This is a genomic window from Amycolatopsis rhizosphaerae (genome assembly GCF_007713715.1).
GTDB lineage: Bacteria > Actinomycetota > Actinomycetes > Mycobacteriales > Pseudonocardiaceae > Amycolatopsis_E > Amycolatopsis_E rhizosphaerae.
On the sequence record NZ_VJWX01000032.1, the window covers coordinates 19,289 to 28,711 of the forward strand.

Here is a 9,423-nt window from a genome sequence, read left to right on the forward strand (position 1 = left end):
GAAAAGGCGGTGGCGATGAGCTTGGACCTGCTCGTACTCACTCCCGAGGCGGAGGCTACCTCAGTCCTGCCGGCCCTTGACCTCTTACCTCACACCGTGCGCGTGCGTGCCCCCGAGGTGACCGCGCTGCTGGACGCCGGGCACCGGGACGTCATCCTACTGGACGCCCGCACCGACCTCGCCTCCGCGAAGAGCCTGTGCCGCCTGCTCAAGGGCACCGGCGAGGACGAGGCGAGCACCCCGATCATCGCCGTGGTCGGCGAGGGCGGTCTCGTGGCGGTGAGCGCCGAATGGCGCACCGACGACATCCTGCTGCCCACCGCGGGCCCGGCCGAGGTGGACGCCCGGCTGCGCCTGGCCACCACCCGCGACGGCGGGTCGACCCAGGTCGACGCCGAACTGCGGGTCGGCGAGCTGGTGATCGACGAGGCCACCTACACCGCGCGCCTGCGCCGCCGCACCCTCGAACTCACCTACAAGGAGTTCGAACTGCTCAAGTACCTCGCCCAGCACGCGGGCCGGGTGTTCACCCGAGCCCAGCTGCTGCAGGAGGTCTGGGGCTACGACTTCTTCGGCGGCACCCGCACGGTGGACGTGCACGTCCGGCGGTTGCGCGCCAAGCTCGGCCCGGAGCACGAGCAGATGATCGGCACCGTCCGCAACGTCGGCTACAAGTTCGAGCGGCCCGCCAAGGGCAACGCCAAGCCGGGCGCCGGCTCGCTCTCCTTCGACAGCGCCGACCTGCCCAGCGAGCTCTCCACTTACTGACCCGCTCACCGATCGGGCGGGTACCTTCGAACCCGTGCTGAACCTGGTGTGGGCAGAGGAACTGGACGAGGCAACCACCCGCGACGTGCGCGAGCTGCTGCTCGCGGCGCGCGTGGTGGACGGCCGCCCCGAGGTGTCCGCCGAGGGGCCGTTACCCGGCGAGTTCGCCTCCGGTCCGCACCTTCTCGCCCGCGACGAGGGCGTCCTGGCCGGTTACGCGCATCTGGACACCGCCGGGGACTCCTTCGGCCGCCAGGTGGCCGAGGTGATCGTCCGGCCGGATCTGCGCCGCCGGGGTGTCGGAACGGCGCTCGTCGCCGCCGTTGCCGCCCGGTCCGGCGTGAGCGCGGGCGAGGACAAGCTGCGCTTCTGGGCGCACGGGGACCATCCGGCGGCGGCGCGGATCGCCGGGCGAGCCGGTCTGCGCAGGGTCCGCGAACTGCTCGTGCTGCACGTCCCGGTGGCGGGGGCGGACTGGCCCGAACCCGCCCTGCCCGAGGGCGTGTCCCTGCGCACCTTCGTGCCGGGCCAGGACGAACAGGCCGTGGTGGCCGTCAATGCCCGCGCCTTCGACTGGCATCCCGAGCAGGGCAGCCTCACCGAAGAGGAGCTGCGCGCGACCGAGCGCGAGAACTGGTTCGATCCGGCCGGGTTCTTCCTCGCGGAACGTGACGGGACGCTGCTCGGCTTCCACTGGACGAAGGTGCACCCCGCCGATCCGAAGCAGTTCGGCGGCGAGGAGGTCGGCGAGGTGTACGTGGTCGGGGTGGATCCCGGCGCGCAGGGCGGGGGACTGGGCAAGGCACTGACCCTCGCCGGGCTGCGTCACCTGCGTGAGCGCGGCCTCGGGCAGGTCATCCTGTACGTCGAGGGCGACAACGCCCCCGCACTGGCGGTCTACTCGCGTCTCGGGTTCACCCGATTCGCCACCGACGTCCAATACTCTCTGTAATCGTTGTTTCGCTGCGTTAACCGATTGACGCCGTACCATCACGGATCGCAAACCCGCAGGTCACAGCGAGGACACGACAACCCTTCGGGTGAAGAAGGCCACGTGGAAAAGGTGCTCTTGTTCACCTCTCGTTAACCCAGATCCGGCCGTGTGTCCACCCTGTCTGCCTAGTGTCCGGTTTCGGAAAGCTCACATAGCTCGGAGGACATGACAGTGAAGATCATGCGGCCGATGGGTGCGGTCGGCATCGTGGCCAGCGCGGCTCTCGCGCTGGCCGCCTGTGGCTCGGACCCGGCGTCCAACACCGGCACCAGCACGTCGGGTGCGGCCAGCGCGGCCACGGGCACGGCGAACGTCCAGTGCGGGGGCAAGTCGCCGCTTTCCGGTGAGGGCTCCACCGCCCAGAAGACCGCGATGGACATCTTCGCCCAGCAGTACGCGAAGGCGTGCGCGGGCCAGGTCGTCAACTACAACGCCACGGGCTCCGGCGCGGGCGTGAAGCAGTTCAACGCCAAGCAGGTCGACTTCGGTGGTTCGGACTCCCCGATCAGCGGTGCCGACGCCGACGCCGCCAAGGCGCGCTGCGCCGGCAGCCCGGCCTGGAACCTGCCGATGGTCGTCGGCCCGGTCGCCATCGCCTACAAGCTGGACGGCGTCACCAACCTGACCCTGACCGGCGAACTCGCCGCCAAGATCTTCAACGGCCAGATCAAGACCTGGAACGACCCGGCGCTGGTCGCCGCCAACCCGGGCGTCAACCTGCCCGCCAAGCCGATCCAGGTGTTCTCCCGCTCCGACGAGTCGGGCACCACCGACAACTTCCAGCACTACCTGGCCGCGGCCGGCAAGGGTGCCTGGACCCAGGGCACCGGCAAGGCCTTCAAGGGCGGCGTCGGCAACGGTGCCTCCGGTTCCAACGGTGTCGCCTCGGGCATCCGCGGCGCCGACGGTGCCATCGGCTACGTCGAGTCCTCCTACGTCAAGGACGGCCTGACCGCCGCCAAGCTGAACAGCGGTTCGGGCGGTGTCGAGCTCACCCCGCAGAACGTCGCCAAGGCGCTCGACGCGGCGGCCTTCAAGACCCCCGGCACCAACGACCTGGCCATGGACCTCGACAAGATCTACGCCAGCAACACCCCGGGCGCCTACCCGCTGCTGCTGGCCACCTACGAGATCGTCTGCTCGAAGGGCTACGACGCGGACACCGCGAAGGCGGTCAAGGCCTTCCTGACCACCGCCGCCACCACCGCCCAGCAGCCGATCGCGGACAAGGGCTTCGTGCCGCTGCCGCAGAGCCTGCAGGACAAGGTGCTGACCGCGGTCAACGCGATCTCCTGAGGCTGGAGTTCAGTTCGGAAACAGGTTGGACTTAGACAACCAATGAGCGAACCAAGCTCGACGCGGACGCCCACCGGGAACCCCGGTGGGCGTCCGTCGTCGTCTCGACCACTACCGGAGGCCAAGATCAAGGCCAAGACCAAGGTGCGGCCCGGTGACCGCATCTTCCAGAATCTGACAACCGGCGCCGGCGCTCTCGTCGTGGTCATCATCGGCCTGATCGGCCTGTTCCTGCTGGTTCAGGCCATTCCGTCGCTGAAGGCCGACGAGGTCGGCTTCCTCACGTCACGGGAGTGGTCGACGGGCGACCCGGCTCACCTGCGCTTCGGCATCCTGGACCTGCTGCTGGTCACCGTGTTCAGCTCGGTGGTGGCACTGGTGTTCGCGATGCCCATCTCGCTGGGGATCGCGCTGTTCCTCACCCAGTACGCCCCCAAGAAACTCGCCCGCCCGTTCGCCTACGTCATCGACCTGCTGGCGGCGGTCCCGTCGATCATCTTCGGTCTGTGGGGCATCCTGGTGCTCGCGCCGGAGCTGGCACCGGTCTCGCAATGGCTCAACCAGGCGCTCGGCTGGATCCCGATCTTCGACAAGGGCAACGTCTACCCCAACTTCGCGGGCACCATCTTCACCGCGGGCGTGGTGCTGGCGGTGATGCTGCTGCCGATCATCACCTCGCTGTCGCGCGAGGTGTTCGACCGCACCCCGCCCGCCCAGATCGAGGGCGCCCTCGCGCTGGGCGCGACCCGGTGGGAGGTCATCCGCACCACGGTGCTGCCGTTCGGCAAGGGCGGCTACATCGGCGCGTCGATGCTCGGCCTCGGCCGCGCGCTCGGTGAGACCATCGCGGTGACCGTCATCCTGTTCATCCCGCGCGGAGCGCACTTCGACTGGAGCATCTTCGACGGCGGCGCGACGTTCGCCTCGCAGATCGCCACGAACGCCAGCGAGTTCAACAACCCGACCTCGGCAGGTGCCTACATCGCCTCGGGCCTGGTGCTGTTCGTGCTGACCTTCGCGGTGAACTTCGGGGCCAGGGCCATCATCGGCGACCGGAAGGGCAACTGACGCGATGACGAGCACCCTGTCCGAAACCGAACGCCCCGCGTCCAGCCCGGCGTTCCAGCACATCAGCCTCGCCCGCCGGGCCAAGAACACCCTGGCGACCGTGCTGGTGTGGCTGTCGTTCCTGATCGCCGTCGCCCCGCTGGTGTGGGTGCTGTACACGGTGATCGCCAACGGGATCAAGCGCATCCCCTACACCAACTGGTGGACCCAGGACTTCGGGTCGGTGCTGTCCGACGAGGTGGGCGGCGGTGTCCTGCACGCCATCGTGGGCAGCCTGGAACAGGGCCTGGTCTGCGCCGTCATCGCGGTGCCGCTCGGGCTGCTGGTGGCGATCTACCTGGTGGAGTACGGCCGCAACGCCCGCCTGGCCAAGGTCACCACCTTCATGGTGGACATCCTCTCCGGTGTCCCGTCGATCGTGGCGGCCCTGTTCATCTACGCCCTGTGGGTGACCACCTTCGGCCTGCCGCGCAGCGGGTTCGCGGTGTCGCTGGCCCTGGTGCTGCTGATGATCCCGGTGGTGGTCCGCTCGGCCGAGGAGATGCTGCGGATCGTGCCGGACGACCTGCGTGAGGCGTCCTACGCGCTCGGCGTGCCGAAGTGGAAGACGATCATGAAGATCGTGCTGCCGACCGCGCTGTCCGGCATCATCTCCGGCATCATGATGGCGTTGGCGCGCGTGATGGGGGAGACCGCTCCGCTGCTGGTGCTGGTGGGCTACTCGGCCTACACCAACTGGAATCTGTTCGGCCACGAGCAGGCCTCGCTGCCGCTGCTCATGAACAACGAGCGGGCGACGAACTCGATGGAGCCCGGTAGCGTCGGTTTCGACCGCATCTGGGGCGCAGCGCTGACGCTGGTCCTCATCATCGCCCTGATCAACCTCGTCGCCACGGTGATCTCCCGCGTGGTCGCCCCGAAGAAGAAGTGAGCTTTCGCGATGGCTAAGCGAATCGACGTCAAGGACCTCGACATCTACTACGGCAAGTTCCACGCCGTGGACAGCGTGACGCTGTCCGTGCCGCCGCGGAACGTCACCGCCTTCATCGGGCCCTCCGGTTGCGGCAAGTCCACCGTGCTGCGCACCCTCAACCGCATGCACGAGGTCATCCCCGGCGCGCGGGTCGAGGGCCAGGTGCTGCTCGACGGCGAGGACATCTACGCGTCCAATGTGGACCCGGTGCAGGTGCGGCGCACCATCGGCATGGTGTTCCAGCGCCCCAACCCGTTCCCCACGATGTCCATTCGGGACAACGTGGTGGCGGGACTGAGGCTGGCGGGCAACAAGAACAAGAAGTCGCTCGACGAGATCGCCGAGCGGGCCCTGCGCGGGGCCAACCTGTGGAACGAGGTCAAGGACCGGCTGAACAAGCCGGGCGGCAGCCTCTCCGGCGGTCAGCAGCAGCGGCTGTGCATCGCCCGCGCCATCGCGGTGAAGCCCGACGTGCTGCTGATGGACGAACCCTGCTCGGCACTCGACCCGATCTCGACCCTGGCGATCGAAGACCTGATCGGTGAGCTGAAGAAGGACTACACGATCGTCATCGTCACCCACAACATGCAGCAGGCGGCGCGCGTTTCGGACCAGACCGCGTTCTTCAACCTGGCCGGGGTCGGTCAGCCCGGCAGGCTGGTCGAGCTGAACGACACGGAGAAGATCTTCTCGAACCCCAGCGAGAAGGCCACCGAGGACTACATCTCCGGCCGCTTCGGCTGATCCGCCGTTCCCCGAAGGGCCGTGAGGGACTCCCTCACGGCCCTTTCCTGTGCCCGGGCCCGAAGTGGGAGGATCGAAACGTGGTTTCAGTGCATGTGGACGAGTTGGGCGGTCGGTTGCCGCGACCGCGGGCGGCCGGGCCTGCCGCCCGCGCACTGGGTGCGATCCCGCCGCCGGTGCAGATCCTGGTCGGCATCGTCAGCGTGCAGGTCGGCGCCGCGCTGGCCAAGCAGTTGTTCGCCGTCGCGGGGGCGGCGGGCACCGTCACCCTGCGGCTGTTCTTCGCCGCGCTCGTGCTGCTGCTGGTGTGGCGGCCCACGCTCCGGCTCGGGCGGCGCGCGTGGCCGGTGGTGGTCGGGTACGGCCTTGTGCTCGGGCTGATGAACCTGACCTTCTACCAGGCGCTCGCCCGCATCCCGCAGGGCATCGCGGTGACCATCGAGTTCCTCGGCCCGCTCGTGGTGGCGCTGGCCGGGTCGCGTCGCCTGCTCGACGCCGTCTGGGCGCTGGTGGCCGCGGGCGGCGTAGTACTGCTCGCCGAGACCCGCGGCGACCTCTCCCTGCTCGGCATGCTGTTCGCGCTGTGCGCCGGAATCTGCTGGGGCGCCTACATCCTGCTCGGCGCCGCCCTCGGCAACCGCACCTCCCAAGGCAACGGCCTGGCACTGGCGATGGCGGTCGCGGCGATGATCGCGATGCCCGCGGGGCTCGCGGAAACCGGCGCCGGGTTGCTCTCGCCGTGGGTACTGGTGATCGGGCTGGCCGTGGCGTTGCTGTCCTCGGTCATCCCGTACTCACTCGAACTGGAGGCCCTGCGCAGGATCCCGCCGCGCGTGTTCGGGGTGCTGATGAGCCTGGAGCCCGCGGTGGCCGCGCTCGCCGGCCTTGTCGTGCTGCACGAATCGCTGCAGCCACTGCAGTGGCTGGCCCTGTGCTGCGTGGTCGCGGCCTCGATCGGCGCCACCCGTTCGGCCTCTTCGGCTGGCTAAGCTGGGCTTATGACCGTACTGGACGATCCGCGGACCGTCGCCGCGCTGCGCGACCTCGGCCGGGAGCTGATGGTCTACAAGTTCGGCGTCGACGAACTGATGACGAAGCTGCGGATCCTGTCCGAGGAGTTCGACTTCGCCCACCAGCACGACCCGATCGAGCACATCACGAGCCGGGTGAAGCGGCCCGAGGCGATCGTGCGCAAGCTGGGGCGCAAGGGTCTCGCGCCGAGCCTGGACGCGGTACGGGAGCACATCGAGGACGTCGCCGGTATCCGGGTGGTGTGCCCGTTCGTCCCCGACGTGTACCTCGTCGCGGACATGCTGGCCGCGCAGGACGACGTGGAGATCGTCCGCACCAAGGACTACATCGCCGAGCCCAAACCCAACGGCTACCGCAGTCTCCATCTGATCGTGCGCATCCCGGTGTTCCTGTCCGACCGCGTGGAGCGGGTCAAGGTGGAGATCCAGATGCGCACGATCGCGATGGATTTCTGGGCCGCCGTCGAACACAAGCTGTTCTACAAGTACGACGGGGAGGCCCCCGCCGACTTCGGCGACGAGTTGCGGGCCGCGGCCGTGACCGCGGCCGACCTCGACTCCCGGATGACGGCGCTGCACCAGCGCCTCCGGCGGGAGTGAGCCCTGCTCAGATGTCCTCGTCGGAGCCGTAGCCCGGCATCTTGCCGGTGGCCACGAACACCATGCGCTTGGCCACCGACACCGCGTGGTCGGCGTAGCGCTCGTAGAACCGGCCCAGCAGCGTGACGTCCACGGCGGCGGGCACCCCGAACTCCCAGTCCTTGGCCATGATCACGCTGAACAGGTGGCGGTGGATCTCGTCGACCTGGTCGTCGTCGGCCTCCAGGGAACGAGCCGCCTCGACATCCTTGGACTTGATGACCTCTTGGGTCCGCCGCGCCAGCCGCACCACGGCCTCGCCCATCTCGGCGAAGTAGGGCTGGACGGGCTCCGGCAGCGCGTTCGCCGGGTGGCGGCGCCGGGCGGCCTTCGCCACGTGCAGTGCCAGGTCACCCATGCGCTCCAGGCTTTCCGCGGCGTGGATCACCGCGAGCACGGTGCGGAGATCGGTCGCGACGGGCGCCTGCAGTGCGAGCAGGGCGTAGGCCTCCTCCTCGCACTGGGCACGCGCGTCGTCGATCTTCGAGTCGTCCCCGATGACCTGCTCCGCCAGGGCAAGGTCCGCTTCCAGCAGTGCCTTGGTGGCCCGCTCCATCGCGGTGGCGGCCTGAGCCGACATATCGGCCAGCTTGCCGGCCAGCTCTTCGAGTTCGACGTGATAAGCCTCGCGCATGCCCACACCTTACGACCCGATCGGACTAAACACCGCATCGCAGAGTGAACCCGGGGTGAACCGCCGCTAACGGTTCTAGGGGTTCGGCTGCGGGCTTGTGGAAGAGGACGGCGAACCGGTCCCCGGCAGCGGGGTGTTCTGGATCAACGCCTGGAAGATGGCCTTGGCCTTGCTGTCCAGCAGCACTTCGTTGCCCCGCGAGTTCGCCTCGCCGGTGGTCGGCACCGTCATGAAGGCGACCTTCGCCGGGTCCAGGCCCTTCATCGACTGGGCCAGGGTCAGCATCTGGTCGACACCGATGTTGTCGCCGAAGGTCGCCTTGGCGAAGGCGGTGACGAAGGCGGACAACTGCGAAGGACTGGTCAGCACGCCGTGGGACATGGCCTTCTTCATCAAGGCGCCGATGAACTGCTGCTGGCGCTTGATCCGGCCGTAGTCGGAGGTCGGGTCGCCCACCACGTGCCGCGCGCGGACGAAGCTCAGCGCCTGGTCCCCGGAGATCGTCACATCCCCGGTCTGCGAGATCACCATGCCGAGCACGGTGTCCTTGATCGGGGCGTCCAGGTGCACGGTCACCCCCTGGACGGCGTCCACCATTTCCTTGAAGCCGTTGAAGTCGACACCGATGAAATGGTTGATGCGCATCCCGGTCAACTGCTGCACCCATTTGGTGAGGCAGCGGGGGCCGCCGACCGCGTAGGCGGTGTTCAGCTTGACCTTCGTCTCCGCAGGCACGACCTCGTCGGTGTACTCGTTCTTGACGTTGTCGAAACGGTTGCAGGACGGGCGCGAGATCTCCAGGTCGCGCGGGAAGGAGATGACCACCGCGCGCTGCCGGTCCGCCGGGACGTGCGCGAGCATCACCGTGTCCGAACGCGCCCCCTCGACCTGCTGGGCGTTGCCCACGTTCTCGTCGGGGGAGGCCCCGACCCGCGTGTCGGACCCGGCGATCAGGAAGTTCTCGTCACCGAGCTGTGCCGGGGCGTCCTGAATGTCGGCCGAGTTCTCGTCGAGTGCCGCGATTTCGGTGAACTTGCTGTTGAACCAGGTCTTGGTGCCCCACAGGGCCCCGATGCCGAGGAACACCAGTGCGGCGAGCACCGCGGCGACGATTCGTCCGATGAGGATGGAACGCTCGTTCTTACGCTGCTTCTTCTCCTGCAGGCGGGTCTGCGGGGTGGGGTGCTCCGCTTCGGCTACGGGTTCCGCCTCGGCCTCGGCGTCGGTCTGGGCGGGCCGGATCGGCGAGATCGCCCGCTGGAACACGGTGCGGGTC

Annotated in this window: 10 protein-coding genes; 8 read left to right on the forward strand and 2 right to left on the reverse strand. The window is 68.4% G+C overall.

The genetic code is table 11. The features are described from left to right. Window positions 1–15 precede the first annotated feature (15 nt). The 8 genes from FNH05_RS05715 (at window position 16) to FNH05_RS05750 (ending at window position 7,474) form a co-directional block, all read left to right on the forward strand. Window positions 16–768: a winged helix-turn-helix transcriptional regulator gene (locus FNH05_RS05715; protein WP_144586213.1), complete on the forward strand. Its 753-nt coding sequence runs from the start codon at window positions 16–18 to the stop codon at window positions 766–768. 34 nt (window positions 769–802) lie between these two features. Further along, window positions 803–1,720, forward strand: a complete 918-nt coding sequence (gene mshD / locus FNH05_RS05720) for a mycothiol synthase (protein ID WP_144586214.1) — start codon at window positions 803–805, stop codon at window positions 1,718–1,720. Between the two features lie 213 nt (window positions 1,721–1,933). Next, a complete protein-coding gene (pstS, locus tag FNH05_RS05725; protein ID WP_144586221.1) occupies window positions 1,934–3,058 on the forward strand; it encodes a phosphate ABC transporter substrate-binding protein PstS in 1,125 nt (374 codons plus the stop codon). Between the two features lie 144 nt (window positions 3,059–3,202). Further along, entirely contained in the window at window positions 3,203–4,126 is a 924-nt protein-coding gene (gene pstC / locus FNH05_RS05730; protein WP_144586222.1) for a phosphate ABC transporter permease subunit PstC, read from the forward strand. Window positions 4,127–4,130: 4 nt separating this feature from the next. Then, window positions 4,131–5,057, forward strand: coding sequence for a phosphate ABC transporter permease PstA (pstA, locus tag FNH05_RS05735; RefSeq protein WP_144586215.1), 927 nt, complete (start codon window positions 4,131–4,133; stop codon window positions 5,055–5,057). Window positions 5,058–5,066: 9 nt separating this feature from the next. Further along, the gene (gene pstB / locus FNH05_RS05740; RefSeq protein ID WP_144586216.1) at window positions 5,067–5,843 is read left to right on the forward strand and encodes a phosphate ABC transporter ATP-binding protein PstB; all 777 of its coding nucleotides are present in this window, start codon (window positions 5,067–5,069) and stop codon (window positions 5,841–5,843) included. Between the two features lie 80 nt (window positions 5,844–5,923). Continuing rightward, window positions 5,924–6,832 (forward strand): EamA family transporter, encoded by a 909-nt coding sequence (locus tag FNH05_RS05745; protein WP_425458415.1) that lies wholly within the window; start codon window positions 5,924–5,926, stop codon window positions 6,830–6,832. A 9-nt stretch (window positions 6,833–6,841) separates the two neighbouring features. Beyond that, a complete protein-coding gene (locus FNH05_RS05750) occupies window positions 6,842–7,474 on the forward strand; it encodes a GTP pyrophosphokinase (RefSeq protein ID WP_144586217.1) in 633 nt (210 codons plus the stop codon). 7 nt (window positions 7,475–7,481) lie between these two features. Here the strand turns inward: FNH05_RS05750 and phoU are convergent, their stop codons facing one another. After that, window positions 7,482–8,147, reverse strand: coding sequence for a phosphate signaling complex protein PhoU (gene phoU, locus FNH05_RS05755; RefSeq protein ID WP_144586218.1), 666 nt, complete (start codon window positions 8,145–8,147; stop codon window positions 7,482–7,484). A 75-nt stretch (window positions 8,148–8,222) separates the two neighbouring features. Beyond that, window positions 8,223–9,423, reverse strand: a 1,201-nt coding sequence (locus FNH05_RS05760; protein WP_144586219.1) for an LCP family protein, incomplete at its 5' end; no start/stop codon positions are given.

Excerpts from the sequence above, each read along its gene's own strand:
- pstB (WP_144586216.1), top strand. The coding sequence starts at position 5,067 with ATGGCTAAGCGAATCGACGTCAAGGACCTCGACATCTACTACGGCAAG.
- FNH05_RS05750 (WP_144586217.1), top strand. The coding sequence starts at position 6,842 with ATGACCGTACTGGACGATCCGCGGACCGTCGCCGCGCTGCGCGACCTC.
- phoU (WP_144586218.1), bottom strand. The coding sequence starts at position 8,147 with ATGCGCGAGGCTTATCACGTCGAACTCGAAGAGCTGGCCGGCAAGCTG.
- FNH05_RS05715 (WP_144586213.1), top strand. The coding sequence starts at position 16 with ATGAGCTTGGACCTGCTCGTACTCACTCCCGAGGCGGAGGCTACCTCA.
- pstA (WP_144586215.1), top strand. The coding sequence starts at position 4,131 with ATGACGAGCACCCTGTCCGAAACCGAACGCCCCGCGTCCAGCCCGGCG.